A 22,625-nucleotide genomic window follows, 5' to 3' on the forward strand; every position below is an offset into this window, starting at 1 on the left:
ATTCGGGGTTTCATCACAGCACCCGCGCGATATTGAGCGCGGCGAGTGCGGTCAGCAGGATGACAACTCCACGGCGGAAGCTGGCCTGATCGGCAGTTGCAAAACGGCGGCTGCCGACCCAGATCCCGGCGCCAAGGATGGGGAAGGCAAGGACGACGCCGATCAGCGTATCGGTACCCGTCAGCCCGTTGGCCGCCATCACTGGCAGGGCCATCATGTCGATTCCGGTCAGGAACACGATCATGGTGGCGCGGAACACGGCGGGCGGGATGGGCTGTGCGGTCAGGAAGGCAGCGGTCGGCAAGCCTCCGACGCCCGCGCTATTGGCCATGCCGGAGATCACGCCGACGCCGAGATTGCCGAGCCCGCCAATCGGGCGGCGCAGCTGCCAGCCGCTGAGCAGGATCAGGCTCAGCAGCAGCACCAGCGCGGAAATCACGAGCCGTGCCTGTTCCTCTCCGAGGCGCGCCATGACGGTCACGGCAGGCACCGTGGCAATGGCTGCCCCACCCAGCAGCATCAGCGTGCGGCGCCAGTCCACATGGGGGCGGATGCCGCGCGCCTGAAAGGCGGTCATGGCGATCTCGCAGGCGAAAACCACCGGGATCAGCGGCAGCGGATTGGTCACAAGGGCGGCCAGGATGATGAAGATCGCGGAAAATCCAAATCCCGAATAGCCACGAATGAAGGCCGCCACGAATAATGCGGCGGCCAGAAAGCCCCCCTGACCTGCATTCAGATCAAATGGCAGATCAAGGAGAAGCATCATTGCGTTCAGCCGACCTGCTGCGGGCGCATGTCGTCGGCGGAGATGCCCGCGACTTCAACCGGCTTTTTCATCGCGTCGCGGCGGAAGGGTTCGCCCAGCTCCTGGTTGATCATTGCCTCGATCAGGGTGGTGATGCCGTTCTTCTGATCCTCGACCGCCTGGGTCAGGGCGGCGGTCAGTTCGTCCATGGTGCGGGCGACGACGCCCTTCAACCCGCAGGCGCTGGCGATCCCGGCGTAAGAGACCTGCTGATCCAGTTCGGTGCCGACGAAATTGTCATCGAACCACAGGGTCGAGTTGCGCTTTTCCGCACCCCATTGGTAGTTGCGGAAGACCACCTGGGTGACGGCGGGCCATTCATCGCGGCCAATCGCGGTCAGCTCGTTCACTGCGATGCCGAAGGCGCCGTCACCGGAGAAGCCGACGACCGGCACGTCCGGGCAGCCGATCTTGGCGCCGACCACGGCAGGCAGGCCATAGCCGCAGGGGCCGAACAGGCCGGGCGCCAGGTATTTGCGGCCTTCGTCGAAGGACGGGTAGGCGTTGCCGATGGCGCAGTTGTTGCCGATGTCGGAGGAGATGATCGCCTCGCGTGGCAGCGCCGACTGGATCGCGCGCCAGGCCATGCGGGGGCTCATCCAGTCCGGCTTGTCGGCGCGGGCGCGATGGTTCCAGGTGGTGCCGGGATCGTCATCCTCGTGGTCCATCGAGCTGAGCTGCTGCGCCCAGCGGGACTTGGTCTCGGCGATCTTGGCCTTGCGCGCATCGCGACCTTCATCTCCGGCGCTGTCGCTCAGCTGGTTCAGGATGGCGGTTGCGACCTTGGCCGCATCGCCGACAATGCCCACGGTGACGGGTTTGGTTAGGCCGATACGGTCGGGATTGATGTCGACCTGGATGATCTTGGCCTCGGTCGGCCAGTATTCCATCCCGTAGCCCGGCAGGGTCGAGAAGGGGTTGAGCCGGGTGCCAAGGCACAGAACGACATCAGCCTCCTTGATCAGATCCATCGCCGCCTTGGAGCCGTTGTAGCCCAGCGGGCCTGCAAACAAGGGGTGCGAGCCGGGGAAGGCGTCATTGTGCTGGTAGCCGACGCAAACCGGCGCATCCAGGCGTTCGGCCAATGCGCCCGAGGCAGCGATACCGCCCTTGGACAGCACCACGCCGGCACCATTCAGGATCACCGGGGCCTTGGCGTTGGACAGTAGGTCCGCGGCCTGGGCCAGAGCGCTTTCGCCACCGGCGGGGCGTTCAAATTCGACGATGGCGGGCAGTTCGATGTCGATCACCTGCGTCCACATATCGCGCGGAATGTTCAGCTGTGCCGGGGCCGAGGCACGTTTGGCCTGCATGATCACCCTGTTCAGCACTTCGGCCACGCGGGAGGGATCGCGGACCTCTTCCTGGTAGGCGACCATGTCCTCGAACAGTTTCATCTGTTCGACTTCCTGGAAGCCGCCCTGGCCGATGGTCTTGTTCGCGGCCTGGGGGGTGACCAGCAGCAGCGGCGTGTGGTTCCAATAGGCGGTCTTTACGGCGGTGACGAAGTTGGTGATGCCGGGGCCGTTCTGGGCGATCATCATCGACATCTTGCCGGTGGCGCGGGTGTAGCCATCGGCCATCATGCCGGCGCTGCCTTCATGCGCACAGTCCCAGAAGGTAATGCCTGCCTTGGGGAAGAGATCCGAAATCGGCATCATGGCGGATCCGATAATCCCGAAAGCATGTTCAATCCCGTGCATTTGCAGGGTCTTAACAAAGGCTTCCTCGGTGGTCATTTTCATGTGGGTGCTCCTGATGCAACGCAGACAGAGCCGACAGACGCCGGACATTATCTCCGGTTTAGGCTGTCGCGCGAGGGTGGGTTAGGGCCAGTTTATTATGCGAGTAGGGCCAGAATTTCCGGGTGCCGAAAACGCGTGAAACCGGTGTCGGTGCGCTCCCGCCCGTCGCCTCTGCATCCAAGATGCATTGCTCCCGTTGGGCGTGGCGCCGCGCCCTGCGCGGCGCCACGCCCAAGGCTTTGCCGCGCATCTTGAATGCGGGGCAAAGGCGCGGGAGGGCTGCCGAATAAGGGCGGTGCTATGCCCGCAGGGCCTCGCCCAGCAAGGCCAGGCCGGGTTCGATGCGGTTTGCGGGAATGGACGAATAGCCGAGGCGGTAATAATTGTTGCGACGGTGATCAGCCGAGAAGAAGGGGGCGCCCGGCTCTATGATGACGCTCTTTTCCTTCAGGTGCTTTGCAGCGGTCACGGTATCGACCCCGTCGGGTGCGCGCATCCACAGGGAAGAGCCGCCATAGACCCCGACTCCCGAGATCTCCAGCCCGTGGGTGGCGACGGCCTCCTCGATCACCAGGCGCCGGTTGTGCAACTCTTTCGCCATCCGGCGGATTTGTGAGTCGTAATGTCCCAGTGACAGAAAATAGGCGACGGTGCGCTGGATATGCCCGGGCGGGTGGCGCAGGACGCTGGCGCGCAGGGCGCGGGCCTGGCGAATGAAGGCCTCCGAGCCGACCAGATAGCCCAGCCGCAGCCCGGGAAACAGCGATTTGGAGAAGCTGCCGATATAGACAACCCGCCCCTCCGTATCGAGGGATTTCAGCGCGGGCGAAGGGGCGCCGAGAAAGGACATCTCGAATTCGTAGTCGTCCTCGACAATCACGGCGTCAATGTCATGGGCCTTTTGCAACAGTGCCTTGCGCCGGGCCATGGGCATGGTTGCCGTGGTGGGGCTTTGGTGGCTGGGGGTGCAGAAGATCACGTCGGTGTCCTCTGCGATCTCGTCAGGCGGCAGGCCGTCACCGTCCACCGGGATGCAGTCCATCTGGCAGCGCATATGGGCAAGCTGGTCGCGCAGCGTGTAATAGGTCGGATCCTCGATCGCGGCCTTGCGCCCCCGGTTGAGCAGCAGCTGGATCGTAAGCCAAAGCGCGTTCTGGGCGCCGAGGGTGATCAGGATCTGCTCCGGCCTGGCGATGACACCGCGGCGGGGTAGGGTGTGGCGGGCGATATATTCGATCAGCAAGGGGTCGTCCTGATCGAAATAGTCATTGGTAAGCGCGGAGAAATCCTTCTGGCCCAGGGCGCGCAAGGCGCAGAGCCGCCAGTTGGCATGATCAAACAGGGCCGGATCGGCCTGTCCGTAGATGAAGGGGTAGCGGTAGCTGCGCCAATCCTGCGGTTTGTGCGGGGTGTCGCCGCCGGTAAAGCTCTGCGCGATCGCCTTGGACCAATCCACCGCATCATTCGAGCTTTGTGGTGGCGTGTAGCTGGGGGGGATGGGAGCGCTTTCCGAGACATAATACCCGGACCGTCCGCGCGAGGTCAGGTAGTCATTGGCCAGCAGTTCCGTATAGGCCAGCGTCACCGTTATGCGGCTGATCCCCAGGTGGCTGGCAAGTTTGCGCGACGAGGGCAGTTTCTCTCCGATCCGGAAACGCCCCGACAGAACACCTTCGGCGATCATCTCCTGGATCTGCGCCTGCAGGGTGCCTTGGGCATCTGGATTGAGGAAGAAGGTATCGACGGAAATGGCCATGCCGCGACAGTAGGCTGGCCTTAGGTGGAGTGCAATCTGGACTTACCGACGCCCATGCGATTTCCACCTTGCCTCCCACTTCGAATCTATATAACTAGATTTGTAGTTTAATTGAGGTGCCAAGATGGAATGGGAAGAAGCGGCCAGCGGTTTTGCGGCCATGGGATCCGAGGCGCGGCTCAAGGTTCTGCGCTGTCTTATTCGGGCAGGCCAGTCGGGCCTGATGGTGCAGGAGGTGCAGGAGCGGACCGGTTTGCCGCCCTCGACCCTGGCGCATCATCTGAAGTTTCTGGCAGGGGCGGGGGTCGTGATTCAGGAAAAGATGGGTCGTGCGACACTGAACCGGGCCGATTTCACCCGCCTCAGACAGCTGGCAGATTTCATCCTCAGCGAATGCTGTTCGGATCAACAACGGGAGGCCGCGAACGATGGCTGATCTCACTCAAAACCCGAGTGCCTCGCAACAGGCGATGCGCTGGCTGAAGACGCCCTGGACGCTGAGCGCGCTGCTGCTTGTTGCGGTGGCCCTGCTGGATCCGGGGAATTTTCAGACCGTGGTCACATTTGCGCTGAAGGCCCTTGCACACACGGGGCGCTATATCCTCTTTGCCGTGCTGCTTTTGTCCTATCTAAAAGCAACCGGCGCCGAGACCATGGTGGCGCGCGCCTTTGAGGGGCGCGAGGTGCGGATGATCGTCCTGGCGGCGATGTTCGGGGGATTGGCGCCCTTCTGTTCCTGCGAGGTGATCCCCTTCATTGCCGGTCTCCTGGCGCTGGGCGCCCCCCTGTCGGCGGTGATGGCCTTCTGGCTGTCCTCGCCGCTGATCGATCCGCCGACCCTGTTGATCACCGCCGGGGCGCTGGGCTGGCCCTTTGCCATTGGCAAGGCGGTAGCTGCCGTGGGGCTGGGCCTGTTCGGCGGTTTTGCGATCAAGGCGCTGATGGGCTATGGGGTATTCGCAAATCCGCTGAAGCAGGTGCAGAAATCCAGCTGCTGCGGCTGCGGCGCTCCGAAATTGGATGCCAAGCCGGTCTGGGCCTTTTGGGGGGAAGCTGCCCGCCGTGAGACATTCCGCAGAGAGTTTGTGTCAAACGGTCTGTTCCTGTTGAAATGGCTGGCGCTGGCCTATGTGCTGGAGGCGCTCTTGGTGTCTTACGTGCCTGCGGATATGATCGCCGGTCTCGTCGGCGGCGAGGGGGTCGGCCCGATTGCCGTGGCAGCCCTGGTGGGGATGCCTGCCTATCTCAACTCCTATGTGGCGCCGCCCCTGTTGGCGGGGTTGGTGGAGCAGGGGATGAGTGCCGGTGCGGCCATGGCCTTCATGATTGCAGGGGCGGTGAGTTCGATCCCGGCGATGGCGGCGGTCTGGTCGCTGGTCAAGCCGCAGGTCTTTGCCACCTATCTGATATTGGGCGTGAGTGGCGCGATCCTGTCTGGCATCCTGTTTCAGATGCTGTGAGCTATCCCGTGGGCGGGGTGCTCCCGCCCGGATCGGAGCAATCTGCAGATTACCCCTCTCCCGTTGGGCCTGGCGCCGCGCTGACGCGCGGCGTTTCCTTTTGCCGAGATGGCCCTTAAGGGGCAGCTTTGCCCCTCAAGGGCCCTGTGCGAGTCTGTTTTAATGCGTGCGTCAAGGACACGCCGCCTGACGGCGGGGCCTTGCGGCCTCCTTGACCCACAGGGAAAGTGTCAGCGGCTTGTCATGAACTCCAGGTTGGCCCTGATCGCGGGCCAGTCGGCAGCGGTAATGGAATAGACGGCGGTGTCGCGCTGGGTGCCGTTCGGCAGGATCATATGGGCACGCAGGATGCCGTCGAGTTGCGCGCCGAGCCGTTCGATGGCTGCGCGGCTTTGCCGGTTCAGGCGGTGGGTGCGGAATTCCACGGCGATGGCATCGCGATCCTCAAAGGCGTGGCGCAGCATCAAAAGCTTGCAGGCGGTGTTGAGCCCGCTGCGCTGTACGGATTTGCGGTACCAGGTGGAGCCGATCTCGACCCGCCGGTTGCCATGGTCGATGTTCATATAGGTGGTCATACCCACGGCGCGCCCCTCGGGGCCGAGGATGGCAAAGGGCACCATAGAGCCTGCATCCTGCAGCGCCAGGCGGCGGTCGATCTCGGCGGGAACGGCTTCCGGAGTGGGGACGGAGGTGTACCAGAGCCGATGCAGCGCCCCGTCTGCGGCAGCCTCTGCCAGATCGGCGGCGTGATCCTGAGACAGGGGGACCAGTGCCACCTGCGCGGATCGCAATTCGGTGGGCGTCATCCAGGGGAGGGGGGACATATCTTTGTTCCTTTTCATGTCGCGGTGCCGGACAGGACGAAAGGCGGCCCGTTTAGAAGGGCCGCCTTTCGCTGATCTTGTCCGTCCGCTTTGGCGGGGTCAGCCAAAGACCTTGGTCAGGGCCACGTCCACCGCATCGGTGATGGCATCGATATCCGCCGCCGTGGCGATCAGCGCGGGGCTGAAGCACAGGGTGTTGTTCTTGCCTGGAATCGAGCGGTTGGTGACGCCGATGATGACGCCCTGGGCCCCCACTTCGGCGACCACCGCCTGGGCCTGCTTCTCGTCCACAGGTTCCTTGGTTTCGCGGTCGCTGACCAGTTCGGCGCCAAGGAACAGACCCTTGCCGCGCACATCGCCGATCACGGGGTGCTTTTCCTGCAGCGCCTTGAGGTTGGCCAGCATCCGCTCGCCCATGGCCGTACAGTTCTCAAGCAGGCCCTCGTCCTCGATGATCTGCATGTTGACCAGTGCCGCCGCAGGACCGGCGGTGCAGCCGCCAAAGGTGGAGATGTCGCGGAAGTAGTTCATGGGATCGCTGGCATCGTCCTTGAACAGATCAAAGACTTCCTCGGTCGTCACCATGCAGGCAATCGCCGCATAGCCCGAGGCGACACCCTTGGCCATGGTCACGAAGTCGGGCTGGATGCCGTAGTGCTGGTAGCCGAACCAGGTGCCGGTACGCCCGATGCCGCAGACGACCTCGTCGATGTGCAAGAGGATATCGTATTTCTTGCAGATTTCCTGAACGCGCGGCCAGTAGCCTTCGGGCGCCTCGATCACGCCGCCACCGGCGGTGACGGGTTCCAGGCAGAGCGCGCCGACGGTTTCGGGGCCTTCGCGCAGGATCACCTCTTCGATCAGGTTGGCGGCGGCGATGCCGAACTCTTCGCCCGACAGATGCTCAAGCCCCAGTTCGTGCTTGCGGTACTCCATGCAGTGCGGGACCTTCACGAAACCGGGGGCGAAGGGGCCGTATTGCGCGTTGCGCTCTTCCTGGCCGCCTGCGGACATGGCCGCCAAGGTGCCACCGTGATAGTCGCGGTCGCGATAAAGGATCTTGTTCTTCTTGCCGCCGTATTTCTTGTGCGCGATCTGGCGCACCATCTTGAAGGCCTTCTCGTTCGCCTCGGAGCCGGAGTTGGTGTAGTAGACGCGGCTCATGCCGGGCATCTTGTCGATCAGTTTCTCTGCGAAAAGCGAGCCGGGGATCGAACCCGCGGACTGCGCGAAATAGCAGAGCTTCATCAACTGGTCATAGACCGCCTTGCAGATCTCCTCGCGGCCATAACCGACGTTCACCGTCCAGACGCCGCCAGAGACGGCATCCAGCCATTCCTTGCCGTTCTGGTCCCAGACCCGCATGCCCTTGCCTTCGACGATGATGCGCGGATCGGTGGTTTCAAAGGGCTTGTGCTGGATCAGGTGGTGCCAGACGTGGGCCTTGTCGGCGTCCACGACGCGGCTGAGATCGTTTTCGTTGAACGTGCCGTCCATGACATGTCCTTCCCATGGTTTATGTTCTTGTTCGGGTTGCGGTCCGGGCTGCCCTGGCGCAGTGGGACTCTCTCAGATCTGACGAAACGCCAATTTGATCATTTCTGATAGGTCCAGATGAAGGCGGGCCGTGTGGCCAGAGCAGCCGTGTGTTGAGCAGATTTCGGGGTAAACAGACTAACCCCTTGCAATTGTTCATAGAACCTTTGTTTTGCAGCTGGCGGTGCGGGCTGGGGACTCTTGCTTTTGTGATGAATGCCCGCTTGGAGACTGCCAGGAAAACCGGCGTTTGGTGGCCTTTATAGCACGGGTCCTCCTGCAGAGGCGGGTATCAGCAGGCTCACCGAATAGGAAGATCATTTGATCTTTATTGGTGTGATTGAGAGCGCTCTTTATTTCGGTCAAGACGGGGCCAGGCAATTGCACGGAGGCCTTCTTGTGGCGGATTTCAGGGTGATGGTGGCGCCAAACGGGGCGCGGCGGGACAAACAGCATCATGCCGCCTTGCCGATCACGGTGGAGGAGGTGGTTGAGACCGCCGCCCGCTGCCATGCGGCTGGGGCCGGGGCCTTGCATCTTCATGTGCGCGACGACGCCGGGCGGCACTCGCTGGATGCGGGGCGCTATCGCGAGGCGCTGGCGGCGCTTGCGCAGGCCGTGCCCGGCATGGCGGTGCAGATCACCACGGAAAGCGCGGGTGTATATGGCCCGCAGGATCAGCTGCACTGCCTGGAAGAGCTGCGCCCTCCGTGGGCCTCGGTCTCGGTGCGGGAAATGGCGCGGGATCCGGGTGTTGCGGCGCGGGCCTATGCGATCAGCGCCGAGGCGGGCACCCGGGTGCAGCATATTCTATATGGGCCGTCCTGCATCCAGCAGTTGCGGGCGTGGTACAAGGACGGGACCGTGCCGTCGGGCATGAGGGAGGCGATCTTTGTCCTGGGGCAATACGCGCCGCCCGTCCTGGCGGAACCGGATCACCTTGCGGGCTTCCTGAGTGCAACTGCCGACCTGGACCTCGCCTGGACCGCCTGCGCCTTTGGCCGCAATGAACGCGCCTGCCTACTCGCGGCGATTGCTGCCGGAGGGGATGCGCGCATAGGATTTGAGAATAACCTGGAAACGCCGGACGGTGCGCTGCTGCAGGACAATGCAGCCTCGGTCGCGGCCCTTGTCAACGCCGCGCAAACCGCGGGTCACTGCCTGAAGGAGGGCTGAACATGTCGCATGTATTTCCCCGTCACACCAAGGCGAAGCTGCCAACCGCCGTGGGCGGCGAGGGCTGTTACCTGATCGATTCCACCGGCAAGCGCTACTTCGATGGTTCGGGCGGGGCTGCGGTGTCGTGCCTTGGGCATTCCGACGCCGCCGTGATCGCGGCGGTGCAGGAGCAGGTCGGCAAGCTGGCCTTTGCCCATACCGGCTTCATGACCTCTGAACCGGCCGAGGCGCTGGCGGATCTGTTGATCGCCAATGCGCCGGGGGATCTGGACCGGGTCTATTTTGTTTCCGGCGGTTCGGAAGCGACCGAATCTGCGATCAAGCTGGCGCGACAGTATTTCCTTGAAAAGGGCGAGCCGGAGCGCCGCCATCTGATCGCGCGGCGGCAAAGCTATCACGGCAACACCCTGGGTGCCCTTGCGGCGGGAGGCAATGCCTGGCGGCGCCAGCAGTTCGACCCGCTTCTGATCGGGGTCACCCATATCGCACCCTGCTATGAATATGTGGACCGTGCCGAGGGAGAGAGCAGTTTCGACTATGGTCAGCGTGTCGCGAACGAACTGGAGGCCGAGATCCTGCGCCTGGGGCCGGAAACGGTCATGGCTTTCATGGCGGAACCGGTGGTGGGCGCGACCTCCGGTGCCGTGCCTGCGGTTGAAGGCTATTTCAAGCGCATCCGCGAGATCTGTGACCAATACGGCGTGCTGTTGATCCTGGATGAAGTGATGTGCGGCATGGGCCGCACCGGGCATCTGTTTGCCTGTGAGGCTGACGGCATTTCCCCGGATATCCTCTGCATCGCCAAGGGGCTTGGCGCCGGCTATCAGCCGATCGGCGCGATGCTCTGTTCCCGCCAGATCTACGAGGCAATCGAGGGCGGCAGCGGCTTCTTCCAGCACGGGCACACCTATATTGGCCATCCGGTGGCCACGGCCGCCGGTCTGGCGGTGGTGCGCCAGATGCTGGAGCGCGATCTGATTTCCCGCTGCGCCACCATGGGTGCGCGTCTGCAGGCGGCGCTGGAGGATCGCTTCGGCCAGCATGCCCAAGTGGGGGATATTCGCGGTCGCGGGCTGTTCCGCGGGATCGAACTGGTTCAGGACCGTGTCGGCAAAACGCCGTTTGACCCCGCGCTGGGGCTGGCGGCAAAGATCAAGAAGGCCGCGTTTGAGGCGGGTCTTATCTGCTATCCGATGTCCGGCACCCGTGATGGCCGCATGGGCGATCACATCCTCCTGGCGCCGCCCTTCATCATCAGTGACGAGCAAATCACCGAAGTGGTCGACAAGCTTGAGCTGGCAATCACGGCATCCTTGCCGCAAGGCTGACAGGTGCGATTGTATCGCACGGGGCGATGGCCTTAGACTTGCCGCGGGCAGGGGAGGGCCATCGCCATGATCATCGCTATCGTCAGAATCCCTTTGGAGGGACCGAAACGGGACACCGACCTGGTCACAGGGCAATCCGTCGAGGCCACGAAGATCTTTCATGAGGTCAAGGGGCTGCGCCGCAAGTACTTCCTCAACTGCGCGGCAGGCGGCGGTGGTATCTACGAATTCGCCACCCGCGCCGATGCAGAGGCCTGGTTCCATGATGGCTGGGCGGACTGGATGGAGGGCCGGTTCGGCGTGCGTCCGACGCTGGAGATCTTCGACAACCCCGTGGTGCTGGACAATGAACAGGGTGAGGTGCACGTGAACGGCGCCCCCATTTCGCCGCCCTGGCAGAAAAGCGAGGGCTGACGCAGGGCGCGTGCCTGAGCGGCCGTGCCAATCACGCGTCGACCGAGAAAGCGCACAGCAATGACCCGGCCCAGAGGCGGGATATGTGCTGGTGAAATTTGGAGAAATGGTGGAGCCTAGCGGGATCGAACCGCTGACCTCCTGCATGCCATGCAGGCGCTCTCCCAGCTGAGCTAAGGCCCCATTTCCATCCGATTTGGCGGCTGCCTTATCGGTGTGAGAGGTCGTTTAAGGGACGATGGCGCAGGCTGCAAGCGCAAAATGCATCATCGTTCAGAGATTTTTTCGGTCGCTGTCCTCTGGCTTGAAGCAGGGCCTCAAAATGCCTTTGGACGCGGTGCCGGGAGGGCAGGTGGTTCTGCCCTCCATACCGCCGGATCGGATCAGGATTCGTCGTCTTCGGAGGCTACATCCGCGATGTCGTCCAGCGAGACGTTGTCATCATCGTCATCGTCCAGAACATCATCGCCCAGATCCAGATCGACGTCCTCGTCATCCTCCAGAACCACGTCATCGCCTTCGATGTTTTCCTTGGCTTTCAGCGTTGCCGCATCTTCCGAGTCGGCTTCGATCATGCGGCTCTTGCCGGTGTCGAGCGCGACGACCTCGCCCGTGTAGGGGCTGACGATCGGGTCCTTGTTCAGGTCATAAAAGCGTTTTCCGGTGGTCGGGCAAACGCGCTTTACACCCCATTCTTCCTTGGGCATGTGGATCCCCTTGATTTACTGGTGAGTCGTAGACGATTCAGGTGCCTTGCCATATGAGGGATGCACTGTCAAAGCCTTTGCCGCAAAGGAGAGCCGATGAGCGCCCATCACCTGCCAGGAGACCCGCCGGTGCCGCTGATTCTGCGCCGCTCTGCCCGTGCGCGGCGGATCAGTCTCAGGGTCTCATCCTTGGACGGGCGTGTCACCATCACCCTGCCCAGGACCCTGCCGGAACGCGAGGCGCTGGAGTTTGCGGTCGAGAAGGAAGGCTGGATCCGGGGCCATCTGGCGCGGCGTCCCGATAATGTGGATGTGACATTCGGAACCCTGCTGCCCGTTGCGGGGCAGGAATTGCAGGTTGTGCCCGGGCAGGGGCGCGGCGTGCGCATCACCGGGGGCGAGATTGCTGTGCCCGGGGCGCGTCCTGCAAAGCCGTTGGAGCGATACTTGCGGGAACTGGCGCGGGATCGTCTGGCCGGGGCTTCGGACGAATATGCCGCGCGGCTCGGGCGCGGGTTTTCGCGGATCGTGCTGCGCGACACGCGGTCGCGCTGGGGCTCGTGCTCTTCTGCCGGGGCCTTGATGTATTCATGGCGCCTGATCCTCGCCCCGGCGGAGGTGCTGCGCTATGTTGCGGCCCATGAGGTGGCGCATCTGCAGGAAATGAACCACTCTGCCGCCTTCTGGTCGCTGGTGGAGGATCTTTACGGAGACTACGCGGCACCGCGCGCCTGGCTGCGGGAGAATGGCAGTGCGCTGCACCGCTACCGGTTCGGGTCTTGAGACTGGCGCGGGGGGCTGAAAGCCCCTTGCGGTTCCGGGATTGACCTCTGATCCATTTGTGATCACAACAGGCTATGTCTTTACCCTCACGTTCAACCTCTGAAGGGCTGTCTTCGGCCCATGACCGGGTCTACCGGACGTTGCGCACCCGTATCATGCATGGGGAGATCGCACCGGGGGAAGCTTTAACCCTGCGCGGGATCGGTCGCGAATTCGATGTCTCGATGACGCCCGCGCGCGAAGCGGTGCGTCGCCTGGTGGCCGAAGGCGCGCTGTTCCTGTCCTCCTCCGGCCGGGTGTCGACGCCGGAGCTGAGCAACGAGCGGATCGAGGAACTGGCTGCCCTCAGATCGCTGTTGGAGGTGGAACTCTCCAGCCGGGCGTTGCCGCGCGCCCATATGGCGCTGATCGACCGGTTGCAGGCGATCAATGTCACCGTGGCCGAGATGGTCTCCAAACGGGATGCGGTGGGCTATATCCGGGCCAATCTGGAATTCCATCGCACGCTTTACCTGCGCGCGCAGGCCCCGGCCATGCTGGCGATGGCGGAAACCGTCTGGCTGCAACTGGGTCCCACCATGCGCGCGCTCTATGGCCGTCTGCGCCGCACCGAGCCGCCGCACAATCACAAGCTGATCATCGCCGCGCTGAAGGCGGGGGATGAGCCGGGGTTGCGGCTGGCGGTTCGATCCGATGTGACGCAAGGATTGCGTCTGCTGGCAGGCTAGGTCCCGGCTAGATCCCGCCAAATCAGATCACATCCGGCCAAATCCGGGCGCATCCCTGGCACCAGTGGACAAAGGCCGCCGGAAATTCCCATGGGCAGATAGGGCGTCTGCGCCGTATGCTTGACGACATCGCGGCACCACGCGGGGCCGTGCTCGACAGTTTGCCTTTATCTTGGATGGATTTTTCGAATGCTCTTTATGCCAATACTCGGTCTTTTCATCATTGCCGCAGGGTTTGTCATTCGCCGCAGCCTTGATTTCCCCGACAACCCCAATCTGGACGGTGCCGTCAACATGGCCGGTTGGGCGGTCAAGGTGGGCGGTATTCTCCTTTTTGTCCTCTCCACCTTCCAGGGTATGTTCTTCTATGCCGAACCCGGCTTCAAATACCACGTGCGCACCATCCTCGGCGAAGAGAAGATGGTCTCGGACACCGGCTATAACCTCTATCTGTTCGGGCGTTACAATGCCTGGAAGAACGCCATGTCGGTGCAGGCATCGGCCACGGGGCGGGGCGAGGTCACGGCGGAAACCGACAGCAGCCAGATGAGCGCGAACCTGTCTCCGAAGTCGCTTGTCTTCCTCGACCAGGTGGATGCCTTCGTCTCGGCCACCGCGCGTTTTGAGCTGCCAAGCGATCAGGAGGCCTTCCTGCGCCTGGCCCGCCAGTACCGCACCCCGGAAAACCTTCTGCGCACCGAACTGGTTCCCGCATTTGAGGAAACCCTCGGGGCGACGGCCGCCCTGATGTCGGCGGAAGACTACTTCCAGGGCGGCAAGACCGAATTCAACAATGAATTCCAGCGACAGATGGAAAACGGCATCTACCTGGTGCGCCGGATCGAACAGCGGGTTTCGGCCGAGGCCGACCGCCGCGGTAGCGCCAATGCCGCCTTGGGGGAAAACCAGGAGCAATATGGAGATGACTCCAAGACGATCTTTGTGGTGCAAAAGCTGCTGGATGAGACGGGCCAGCCGCGCCGCAAGGAACAGAGCTTTACGAAGTTCGGTATCTCGGTGACCTCGGCACGGGTCACGGATGTGAACCCCAACCAGAAGTTCAAGGACCGGATGGCACTGCGCCAGCAGGCGGCGGCGGATCGGGCCATCGCCCGCGAACAGCGCATTCAGGAAGAAGAACAAAAGCTCCTGGCAGTGGCGCGGGGTGAACGGGAAGTGGCGGAACGTCAGGCCGCCGCCAAGGTGATCCAGATCGAACGCACCACCGACGCTGAGACCGAAAAACAACTGGCCATCACCGCGGCGGAACGCGAACGCGAAGCCGCGCGGATCGCGCGCGAACAGTCCGAAATCCTGCTGGAGAAGGCCCGCATCGATGCCGAGGCCGTAAGAGTCGCCGCCGAGGCGGAAGCCTATGCCAAGCAACAGATCCTGGAGGCGGACAATGCCCTGGCGCAGAAACTCGACGCCGAGGTGGAGATCCAGCGCCTGTGGGCCGAAGCCTTTGCCCGCCGCAATGTGCCGACCTATGTCTTCGGGGGTGGTGGCGCCGCAGAGGGGGGTGCCCCCGTCGGATCGGATGACGAGGCGTCGCGCCTGTTCCAGATCCTGACCCTGCAGGCCGCCGAGCGCCTGGACTACGACCGCAACATCTCGCAGGACCCGCAGAAATAGCGGGCTGTGAAACACCCTAAACGAAAACACTCCCGCCTGAACCTGGGCGGGAGTGTTTCTGGTTTCAGGACTGTTGTGACGTGATCAAGCCGCCAGCCCTTTAGAGCCGATATCAAGGAACTTCTGGCGGCGGTCCTTGATCAGCGCGGCACCGTCCTTGCCTTTCAACTCGTCCAGCATCGCGGTGATCGCGGCGCCGACAGAATCGATGGTGGATTTGGCATCGCGATGGGCGCCACCCATCGGTTCGGCAATGATGCGGTCGATGACGGCCAGTTCCAGAAGGTTCTGCGCGGTCAGGCGCAGCGCCTCGGCGGCTTCGCGCATCTTCTCGGCGTCCTTCCACAGGATCGAGGCGCAGCCTTCGGGGCTGATCACCGAGTAGACCGCATGTTCCAGCATGGCGACGCGGTTCGCCGTGGCAAAGGCAACGGCACCACCCGATCCGCCTTCACCGATGATGACGGATACGACAGGCACGCCGATCTTTAGGCTCATCTCGGTGGAGCGGGCGATCGCCTCGGACTGGCCGCGTTCCTCGGCCCCCTTGCCGGGGTAGGCGCCAGTGGTATCGACCAGGGTAATGACCGGCAGACCAAAACGGCCCGCCATCTCCATCAGGCGCACCGCCTTGCGGTAGCCTTCGGGGCGGGCCATGCCAAAGTTATGGGCGATGCGCGACTTGGTGTCGGCGCCCTTCTCATGGCCGATCACCATCACCGGCTGATCGTTGAAACGTGCAAGACCGCCCATCACGGCGAGGTCATCGGCGAAGTTCCGGTCGCCCGCCAGGGGGGTGTATTCGGTGAACAGCGCCTCGATGTAATCCTTGCAATGAGGGCGCTCGGGGTGACGGGCCACCTGGCATTTCCGCCAGGGCGTCAGGTCCTTGTAGAGGTCCTTCAACAACTGGGCGGCCTTGGCATCCAGGGCCGCGGCCTCGTCGGCCACATCCATCTCTTCGTTGGTGCGGGCCAGAGCGCGCAGCTCTTCTGCCTTGCCCTCGATTTCGGCCAGCGGTTTTTCGAATTCCAGATATTGGGTCATGTCGCCTCGCTCACGCGGTTTCGCCGTATATGGCCTTGTGTGGGCGCAGATGCAACTCGGCAGATGCGGCAGGCCTGCAATTTGGGCTGCGGATTACGGGGCGCACATAGCCTCAGGTCGGCCAGATCACCGGGTAGAGCGAGGCAACCAGCAAGCCGGCCATCACCCAGTTGAACAGGGTCAGGCGGCGCGGATTGGTCAGAATACGGGCCATCTGTTGCCCCAGCACGGTCCAGGAGCTGACCGAGGGCAGGTTGATCGCGCCAAAAAGCGCGGCCACCAGGAGGATCGCCCAGATGGTCTGATCCGGCGCATAGGCACTGATCGAGGTCAGCGCCATCGCCCAGGCCTTTGGATTGACCCATTGAAAGGCGGCGGCCTGCACGAATGTCATCGGGCGCCCTTTGGTGTCGCCGGTTTCTGCCGGACCCGCATTGGCGATCTTCCACGCCAGGTACAGCAGGTAGAGAACCGAGACCACCTTGAGACCGGTATAGCTGACCGGGAAGGCGTCGAAGATCTGGATCAGCCCGGCGCCCACCAGAATCACCATGAAGACAAATCCCAGCGCCACCCCCAGCATATGCGGGATGGTGCGGCGGAACCCGAAATTCGCACCCGAGGCCATCAGCATCAGGTTGTTGGGCCCCGGCGTGATCGAGGAGACGAAGGCAAAAAGCGCAAGCGCGAGGATCAGATCATAGGTCATGACCGTCAATTTGACGCGCGAAACGCAAAATGAAATTGCGTTCTTGTGCGTCTGCCTTCAATTTTTGCAATCAATGGCGAAAACGGACCGAATAAATCAGCAGATATTGCAAGAGCTGTCCCGCGATGGGCGGATCAGCAATCTTGAATTGGCCGAACGTGTGGGCCTGTCGCCTTCGGCCTGTCTGCGCCGGGTGCAGGAGCTGGAGCGAACAGGCGTCATCACCGGCTACAAGGCAGTGCTGGACCGCGAGGCGATGGGGGTGGGGTTTGTCACTTATATCGGCGTCGGCCTCGGCGAGCACACCAAGGAGGCGCAGGAGGCATTCGAGCGCGCCATGCAGGCCGCGCCCGAGGTGGTGGAATGCCACAATATCACCGGCACCATCGAGTATCTCCTGCGCGTCGAATGCGCCGATCTGCCCAGCTACAAGCGGTTTCACACGGATATCCTGGGCACCTCTCCTTATGTGACCGCGATCACCACCTATGTCGTCATGGGCTCGCCCAAGGACCTGCGCGCCTAGACGTCCTTCAGGAGTGCGCGGATCGCGATTTCGGGCGAGGCCAGAATGGGCACGTCAGTGTCGATGAACCGGGCCGCCCCCGCCATCGAGGCCTGCGCCAGCACCACGCAGGAGGTGTCTGCGACCAGCGTGAGGGAGGTGTTCACCCAAGTGGCGATCTGCCGGTGAAACGCATCGTTGTTGCCATCGGTGAAATGGTGCCACAAGCCGGTCAGCGGCAGGGCGCGTATCTCTGCGCTTTTGCCCCGCTCCCGAAAGGCACGCTCCAACAGGGTGGTGGAAGGCGCGCGGGTGCTATCGAGACAATAGGCCAGCATCACCGGCCCGCCGATTTCGGCGGCCTTTTGCATCATTGGCCAGTCAATGCGGGTGGCGCCTGCCTTTTCAGCCACATCACCGATGGTGGTGCAACTGCACAAAACCGGACCCTGAACGGCCTGAATGGCCTGGGTGATGTCTTGGCGCAGCGCTGCATCTATGCCGCCCTGGGCGCGTTCCAGCCAGTCGGGGCGCACCACATGGGTTAGATCCGCATCCGGGGCGAGGCGGTCGAAGGTCTCCACATGCGCCTTGGCGGTGTGAAACAGGGTGAGATCGGCCAAGGGACACCTCCAGACGGCAAAAGGGGCACCTGATCGGCGCCCCTTCCAGTTTAATCGTAATTCGGCCTCGGCCGATAGGGTCAGCTTGCGGCGATCAGCTCGGCCTGGGCGACGATCACCTCGGCCTGTTTGATCGAGGCGATATCCACCAGGCGCCCCTTGTAGACCGTGGCACCTTCGCCATTGGCCTTGGCCTGTTCCATCGCGGCGAGGATCTCGCGCGCCTCGGCGACGGCTTCTTCCGAAGGGGTGAATACCTTGTTGGCCAGAGCGATCTGTTTGGGGTGGATGGCCCATTTGCCGACCATACCCAGCGTGGCCGAGCGTTTTGCCTGCGCGATATAGCCTTCGTCATCGGAGAAGTCGCCGAAGGGGCCGTCCACCGGCAGCACGCCATGGGTGCGGCAGGCGGCGACGATGGCGGCCTGGGCCCAGTGCCAGGGATCGGACCAGTGCTTTTCACCTTCGCGCAGCATGTAGTAGTTTTCCTGCGTGCCGCCGATGCCGGTGGTCTGCATGCCCATGGAGGCGGCAAAGTCGGCAGCTCCCAGGCTCATCGCCTGCAGACGGGGAGAGGAGGCTGCGATCTCTTCCACATGGGCGATGCCGGCCGCCGATTCGATGATCACCTCGAAGGAAATCGGTTTCGTGCGGCCCTTGGCGCGTTCAATCGCGGTGACCAGCGCATCCACGGCGTAGACATCCGCCGCGCAGCCGACCTTGGGGATCATGATCTGGTCCAGCCGGTCGCCTGCCTGCTCCAGCAGGTCCACCACGTCGCGGTACCAATAGGGCGTGTCCAGACCGTTGATGCGGACCGACATGTATTTCTTGCCCCAGTCCACGGTGTTCAGCGCCTCGATCACATTGGCGCGGGCCACGTCCTTGTCGGTGGGCGCAACCGAATCTTCCAGGTCAAGGTTGATCACATCCGCAGCCGAGGCGGCCATCTTGGCAAAGAGTTTGGTGTTGGAGCCGGGGCCGAACAGCTGGCAGCGGTTGGGGCGTGCCGGGGCGGCGGGCTGGATGCGAAAGCTCATGGTGGCTCTCCTTGCTGGGTAAGGAAATTACGAATTTGACTGCCATTGTGGTATGAAATTGCGTCTCTGCTTGCAAGGCGTAGTTTGCAATTGCAGCATTGAGTTGCTGCGATTGCATGGGTTTCTTCTGTTTGGACGTAGATCCCCGCAAGCGACAGGGCTTCTGCGGGGAAATCTTCGATCAGATATCGATATGGTCGAAGAATCTTCGAATAGGGGGGCTGTGCAAATGCAAAATCGGGACCGTTTCGCGGGGTGGCGCACTTAACATTCGCGATGAATCACTGAACCACGGAGGCCCCGAGATGATCGAGACACCCTATCTGCTGTTCCTGGGCGATGCGCCTGACATGCTTGCGGCCAAGGTTGCCATCGGCATCCGCGACTGGCGCCCGGATCATGCGGTCGGCCAGATCTCCCTGCCGGGCTGCGGTGCGGATCTGGGCCTGACCGAGATGACCCTGGAAGAGGCCAAGGCGGTCGGCGCCAAAACCCTGGTGATCGGGGTTGCCAACCGGGGCGGCATCATCTCTCCCGCGTGGAAGGAAGTGCTGATCAAGGCGCTTGAGATGGGCTATGACATTGCCTCTGGCCTGCACAACCTGTTGCGCGACGAAGGCGATCTGGTTGCTGCGGCCCAGACCCATGGCGGCACCCTGCATGACGTCCGGGTGCCCACCGTCGGATACCCGATCGCCAATGGCGTCAAGCGGACCGGCAAGCGTTGCCTGGCCGTTGGTACCGATTGTTCGGTCGGTAAGATGTACACCGCGCTGGCGATGGATGCCGAGATGCAGAAGCGCGGCATGAAATCCACCTTCCGCGCCACCGGCCAGACCGGCATCCTGATCACCGGCCATGGCGTGCCGCTGGATGCGGTGATTGCCGATTTCATGGCGGGCTCCATCGAGTACCTGACCCCGGACAACGACGCGGATCACTGGGACCTGATTGAGGGCCAGGGATCGCTGTTCCACATCTCCTATTCCGGTGTCACCATGGCGCTGGTGCATGGCGGTCAGCCCGATGCGCTGATCCTGTGCCACGAACCCACCCGCGAACACATGCGCGGCCTGCCGGGCTACAGCCTGCCGACCCTGGAAGAGCTGCGTGACACCGCGCTGCCGCTGGCGCGCAAGGCCAACCCGGAGTGCCAGGTTGTTGGCATTTCGGTGAACACCCAGCACCTGGGCGAAGAAGAGGCCGTGGCCTATCTGAAAGAAGTGGAAGACCGCATGGGTCTGCCTGCCGTGGACCCATACCGTCACGGCGCGGGCCGCCTGGTGGACGCGCTCGCCGCAATCTGATTTCTAAGGGGGGCGTCTGGCAACAGGCGCCCTTTTTACGTCCATTCAACCAAAGTCCCAATCCATTCCTCGAAAGGATCACCCATGAAAGTCACCGTGACGCCGGATCAATTCAAACTGGCGCGGGCCTTTACCATCTCCCGCGGATCGCGGACCGAGGCAAAGGTGCTGACCGTTCGGATTGAACAGGACGGGGTGACCGGATGGGGCGAATGCGTGCCCTATGCGCGCTATGATGAAACGAACGAGAGCGTGACCGCCCAGATCACCGGCCTGCCTGCGCATTTCACCCGGCAAGAGCTGCAATCCCTGCTGCCCGCAGGGGCGGCCCGCAATGCGGTGGATTGCGCGCTGTGGGATCTGGAGGCGAAACAGGCGGGCAAACGCGTCTGGGAACTGGCGGGCCTGCCGGAGCCGGGACCGGAGATCACCGCCTATACCCTGTCGCTGGACACGCCCGAGGTGATGCGGGAGCAGGCTGCTGAGAACGCTCATCGCCCGCTGTTGAAGATCAAGCTGGGCACCGCCGATGACATGCCCCGCCTTGAGGCCGTGCGCGCGGGCGCACCGGATGCCAAGATCATCATCGACGCCAACGAGGGCTGGAGCGCCGAGGTTTACGCAGAGCTTGCGCCGCATCTGGTGCGCCTGGGCGTGTCGCTGGTGGAGCAGCCCCTGCCTGCCGGTGAGGACGACGCGCTGATCGGCATGGAGCGCCCGGTGCCGGTCTGTGCCGATGAAAGCTGCCATGACCGTGCCAGCCTGCCGAAACTCAAGGGCAAATACGATGTGGTCAACATCAAGCTGGACAAGACCGGCGGGTTGACCGAGGCGCTGAAATTGCGCGAGGCGGCTTTGGCCGAAGGCTACAAGGTGATGGTCGGCTGCATGATGGGCTCGTCGCTGGCGATGGCGCCTGCGGCGCTCTTGGCGCAGGGGGCGATGGTCACCGATCTGGATGGGCCGCTGCTTCTGTCCGAAGATCGCGAGGTGACAATGGAATATGACGCTGCCGGCGTGCATCCGCCAAGCGCGGCGCTTTGGGGCTGAGGCCTGGTTGGGGCAGCGCTCAGGCGCGGCCTGCGATCTGGGTCAGGAAGACACCCGCGCCCATCACGGCGATGCCAGCGGCGCGGGCCAATGTCAGCGGGTGTTGGGCGGCATCGAACAGGCCGAAATGGTCGATGATGGCAGCCGAGATCAACTGGCCGATCAGCACGAAGAAGACCGCATTGCCAACGCCGAAGGTTGGGGCGACCCAGGTGATGGTCAGCACGTAAAAGGCCACGAGGCAGCCCGCAAGGAACAGATGGGGTGGGGCGCCGACCGCTGCTTTCAGGGAGCCGCCCGCCATCAGGAACACGATGCCCGTCGTGAGGAGGGCCACGAGGAATAAAATCACACCTGCCGCCACGGGCGAGCCCATGCGCTGACCCAGGGCGGCATTCAAGGCAGCCAGCACGGGAATTCCGATCCCCGCAACCAACATGATCATTGCGGATTGCGTTGCGGGCATTGTGGCTTCCCCTTTTTGAAAATTCTCGCTAGGCCAGTTGCGACAGTGATCGCGACGCGGTCTTGATCCGTCAACCCATATCGTCGCGTCCAGAGCAGGAGACACATTATGACCCGCACCGTTTATGTGAATGGCAGCTATCTGCCGGAAACCGAAGCCACCGTTTCTATCTTTGATCGCGGGTTCCTTATGGCGGACGCGGTCTATGAGGTGACCTCGGTCCTGGGCGGCAAGCTCATCGATTTCGAAGGCCATGCCGTGCGTCTGAAACGCTCGCTGGACGAACTCGACATGGCTGAGCCCTGCAGCAAGGAAGAACTCCTGGAAATCCACCGCAAGCTGGTGGAACTGAACGGTATCGACGAAGGGCTTGTGTACCTGCAGGTGACCCGTGGTTCCGATGGCGACCGTGATTTCGTCTTCCCGAGCGCGGATACCAAGCCGACCATCGTGCTGTTCACCCAGAACAAACCCGGTCTGGCCGACAGCCCCGCCGCCAAGAAGGGCGCCAAGATCATCTCGATCGAGGACATTCGCTGGGGCCGCCGCGACATCAAGACGGTACAGCTGCTGTACCCGTCGATGGGCAAGATGATGGCCAAGAAGGCCGGTGCCGATGACGCCTGGATGGTGGAAGACGGCTATGTGACCGAGGGCACCTCGAACAACGCCTATTTCGTCAAGGATGGCGTGATCGTGACCCGCCCGCTGTCCAACGACATCCTGCACGGCATCACCCGCAAGGCGGTTCTGCGCATGGCGGCAGAGGCACAGCTGAAGATCGAAGAGCGTCTGTTCACCATCGACGAGGCGAAAGAGGCGGACGAAGCCTTCACCACTTCGGCCTCTGCTTTTGTGATGCCGGTTGTCGAGATCGACGGTGTTGCCTTGGGCGATGGCACGCCCGGCCCGATCGCAAAACGCCTGCGCGAGATCTACTTGGAAGAATCCGTGAAGGCTGCGATCTGATCGCTA

Annotated in this window: 23 protein-coding genes and 1 tRNA gene; 12 read left to right on the forward strand and 12 right to left on the reverse strand. The window is 62.8% G+C overall.

From position 1 onward, the window contains the following. Positions 1 to 13: 13 nt before the first annotated feature. The 3 genes from PXK01_RS09340 to pdxR all read right to left on the reverse strand — a co-directional run bounded on the left by PXK01_RS09340 (position 14) and on the right by pdxR (position 4,309). Entirely contained in the window at positions 14 to 769 is a 756-nt protein-coding gene (locus PXK01_RS09340; protein ID WP_274859774.1) for a TSUP family transporter, read from the reverse strand. Positions 770 to 774: 5 nt separating this feature from the next. Continuing rightward, complete coding sequence (gene xsc, locus PXK01_RS09345; protein ID WP_274859775.1) at positions 775 to 2,553, reverse strand: sulfoacetaldehyde acetyltransferase; 1,779 nt, start codon at positions 2,551 to 2,553, stop codon at positions 775 to 777. A 298-nt stretch (positions 2,554 to 2,851) separates the two neighbouring features. Continuing rightward, positions 2,852 to 4,309: a MocR-like pyridoxine biosynthesis transcription factor PdxR gene (pdxR, locus tag PXK01_RS09350; protein WP_274847281.1), complete on the reverse strand. Its 1,458-nt coding sequence runs from the start codon at positions 4,307 to 4,309 to the stop codon at positions 2,852 to 2,854. Positions 4,310 to 4,433: 124 nt separating this feature from the next. Here pdxR and PXK01_RS09355 point away from each other — a divergent pair, with 124 nt between their 5' ends. Further along, the gene (locus tag PXK01_RS09355; protein ID WP_274847280.1) at positions 4,434 to 4,745 is read left to right on the forward strand and encodes an ArsR/SmtB family transcription factor; all 312 of its coding nucleotides are present in this window, start codon (positions 4,434 to 4,436) and stop codon (positions 4,743 to 4,745) included. After that, positions 4,738 to 5,769 carry a permease gene (locus PXK01_RS09360; RefSeq protein ID WP_274847279.1) on the forward strand — a complete coding sequence of 344 codons (1,032 nt, stop codon included), beginning with the start codon at positions 4,738 to 4,740 and terminating at the stop codon, positions 5,767 to 5,769. Before PXK01_RS09355 ends, PXK01_RS09360 begins: the two co-directional genes overlap by 8 nt. Positions 5,770 to 5,999: 230 nt before the next feature. Here PXK01_RS09360 and PXK01_RS09365 read toward each other — a convergent pair whose 3' ends face one another. After that, complete coding sequence (locus PXK01_RS09365) at positions 6,000 to 6,593, reverse strand: GNAT family N-acetyltransferase (protein WP_274859777.1); 594 nt, start codon at positions 6,591 to 6,593, stop codon at positions 6,000 to 6,002. A gap of 99 nt (positions 6,594 to 6,692) precedes the next feature. Further along, the gene (locus PXK01_RS09370; RefSeq protein WP_274847277.1) at positions 6,693 to 8,090 is read right to left on the reverse strand and encodes an aminotransferase family protein; all 1,398 of its coding nucleotides are present in this window, start codon (positions 8,088 to 8,090) and stop codon (positions 6,693 to 6,695) included. 438 nt (positions 8,091 to 8,528) lie between these two features. On the opposite strand from PXK01_RS09370, the gene PXK01_RS09375 reads away from it, so the two are divergent. The 3 genes from PXK01_RS09375 to PXK01_RS09385 all read left to right on the forward strand — a co-directional run bounded on the left by PXK01_RS09375 (position 8,529) and on the right by PXK01_RS09385 (position 11,050). Continuing rightward, complete coding sequence (locus PXK01_RS09375; RefSeq protein ID WP_274859779.1) at positions 8,529 to 9,305, forward strand: 3-keto-5-aminohexanoate cleavage protein; 777 nt, start codon at positions 8,529 to 8,531, stop codon at positions 9,303 to 9,305. Positions 9,306 to 9,307: 2 nt separating this feature from the next. After that, entirely contained in the window at positions 9,308 to 10,636 is a 1,329-nt protein-coding gene (locus tag PXK01_RS09380) for an aspartate aminotransferase family protein (protein ID WP_274859780.1), read from the forward strand. 66 nt (positions 10,637 to 10,702) lie between these two features. After that, positions 10,703 to 11,050, forward strand: a complete 348-nt coding sequence (locus PXK01_RS09385) for a hypothetical protein (protein ID WP_274859782.1) — start codon at positions 10,703 to 10,705, stop codon at positions 11,048 to 11,050. 107 nt (positions 11,051 to 11,157) lie between these two features. On the opposite strand, the gene PXK01_RS09390 is transcribed toward PXK01_RS09385, so the two are convergent. Together PXK01_RS09390 and PXK01_RS09395 are read right to left on the reverse strand one after the other, a co-directional pair. Beyond that, positions 11,158 to 11,233, reverse strand: a tRNA-Ala gene (locus PXK01_RS09390). A gap of 200 nt (positions 11,234 to 11,433) precedes the next feature. Continuing rightward, positions 11,434 to 11,757, reverse strand: a complete 324-nt coding sequence (locus PXK01_RS09395; RefSeq protein ID WP_274847273.1) for a TIGR02300 family protein — start codon at positions 11,755 to 11,757, stop codon at positions 11,434 to 11,436. A gap of 96 nt (positions 11,758 to 11,853) precedes the next feature. Here PXK01_RS09395 and PXK01_RS09400 point away from each other — a divergent pair, with 96 nt between their 5' ends. From PXK01_RS09400 to PXK01_RS09410, 3 genes are all read left to right on the forward strand, one after another. Then, entirely contained in the window at positions 11,854 to 12,540 is a 687-nt protein-coding gene (locus PXK01_RS09400) for a M48 family metallopeptidase (protein WP_274847272.1), read from the forward strand. A 74-nt stretch (positions 12,541 to 12,614) separates the two neighbouring features. Continuing rightward, complete coding sequence (locus PXK01_RS09405) at positions 12,615 to 13,268, forward strand: GntR family transcriptional regulator (RefSeq protein WP_274847271.1); 654 nt, start codon at positions 12,615 to 12,617, stop codon at positions 13,266 to 13,268. A 189-nt stretch (positions 13,269 to 13,457) separates the two neighbouring features. After that, positions 13,458 to 14,903, forward strand: coding sequence for an SPFH domain-containing protein (locus PXK01_RS09410; RefSeq protein WP_274847270.1), 1,446 nt, complete (start codon positions 13,458 to 13,460; stop codon positions 14,901 to 14,903). 84 nt (positions 14,904 to 14,987) lie between these two features. Here the strand turns inward: PXK01_RS09410 and PXK01_RS09415 are convergent, their stop codons facing one another. Then, positions 14,988 to 15,950, reverse strand: a complete 963-nt coding sequence (locus PXK01_RS09415) for an acetyl-CoA carboxylase carboxyltransferase subunit alpha (protein ID WP_274847269.1) — start codon at positions 15,948 to 15,950, stop codon at positions 14,988 to 14,990. Between the two features lie 112 nt (positions 15,951 to 16,062). Continuing rightward, positions 16,063 to 16,659 carry a LysE family translocator gene (locus PXK01_RS09420; protein WP_274859783.1) on the reverse strand — a complete coding sequence of 199 codons (597 nt, stop codon included), beginning with the start codon at positions 16,657 to 16,659 and terminating at the stop codon, positions 16,063 to 16,065. A 73-nt stretch (positions 16,660 to 16,732) separates the two neighbouring features. Between PXK01_RS09420 and PXK01_RS09425 the strand changes: the two genes are divergently transcribed. Beyond that, positions 16,733 to 17,185, forward strand: a complete 453-nt coding sequence (locus PXK01_RS09425; RefSeq protein WP_274859784.1) for an Lrp/AsnC family transcriptional regulator — start codon at positions 16,733 to 16,735, stop codon at positions 17,183 to 17,185. Here the strand turns inward: PXK01_RS09425 and PXK01_RS09430 are convergent. After that, complete coding sequence (locus PXK01_RS09430) at positions 17,182 to 17,787, reverse strand: hypothetical protein (RefSeq protein WP_274859785.1); 606 nt, start codon at positions 17,785 to 17,787, stop codon at positions 17,182 to 17,184. The two genes, PXK01_RS09425 and PXK01_RS09430, sit on opposite strands and share 4 nt — an antisense overlap. A gap of 80 nt (positions 17,788 to 17,867) precedes the next feature. Beyond that, on the reverse strand, positions 17,868 to 18,827 hold the full coding sequence (locus tag PXK01_RS09435) for an L-malyl-CoA/beta-methylmalyl-CoA lyase (RefSeq protein WP_274847265.1): 960 nt from the start codon (positions 18,825 to 18,827) through the stop codon (positions 17,868 to 17,870). A 305-nt stretch (positions 18,828 to 19,132) separates the two neighbouring features. On the opposite strand from PXK01_RS09435, the gene dgcN reads away from it, so the two are divergent. Together dgcN and dgcA are read left to right on the forward strand one after the other, a co-directional pair. Beyond that, complete coding sequence (gene dgcN / locus PXK01_RS09440; protein WP_274859786.1) at positions 19,133 to 20,134, forward strand: N-acetyltransferase DgcN; 1,002 nt, start codon at positions 19,133 to 19,135, stop codon at positions 20,132 to 20,134. Between the two features lie 84 nt (positions 20,135 to 20,218). Continuing rightward, positions 20,219 to 21,184 (forward strand): N-acetyl-D-Glu racemase DgcA, encoded by a 966-nt coding sequence (gene dgcA / locus PXK01_RS09445; protein WP_274859787.1) that lies wholly within the window; start codon positions 20,219 to 20,221, stop codon positions 21,182 to 21,184. Between the two features lie 19 nt (positions 21,185 to 21,203). Here the strand turns inward: dgcA and PXK01_RS09450 are convergent, their stop codons facing one another. Then, positions 21,204 to 21,650, reverse strand: a complete 447-nt coding sequence (locus tag PXK01_RS09450) for a DMT family transporter (protein WP_274859788.1) — start codon at positions 21,648 to 21,650, stop codon at positions 21,204 to 21,206. A 108-nt stretch (positions 21,651 to 21,758) separates the two neighbouring features. Here PXK01_RS09450 and PXK01_RS09455 point away from each other — a divergent pair, with 108 nt between their 5' ends. Beyond that, the gene (locus tag PXK01_RS09455) at positions 21,759 to 22,619 is read left to right on the forward strand and encodes a D-amino-acid transaminase (RefSeq protein WP_274847261.1); all 861 of its coding nucleotides are present in this window, start codon (positions 21,759 to 21,761) and stop codon (positions 22,617 to 22,619) included. The last annotated feature ends 6 nt before the right edge of the window (positions 22,620 to 22,625 follow it).

Source organism: Phaeobacter sp. PT47_59 (assembly GCF_028890025.1).
In the GTDB taxonomy this organism is placed as follows: domain Bacteria; phylum Pseudomonadota; class Alphaproteobacteria; order Rhodobacterales; family Rhodobacteraceae; genus Phycobacter.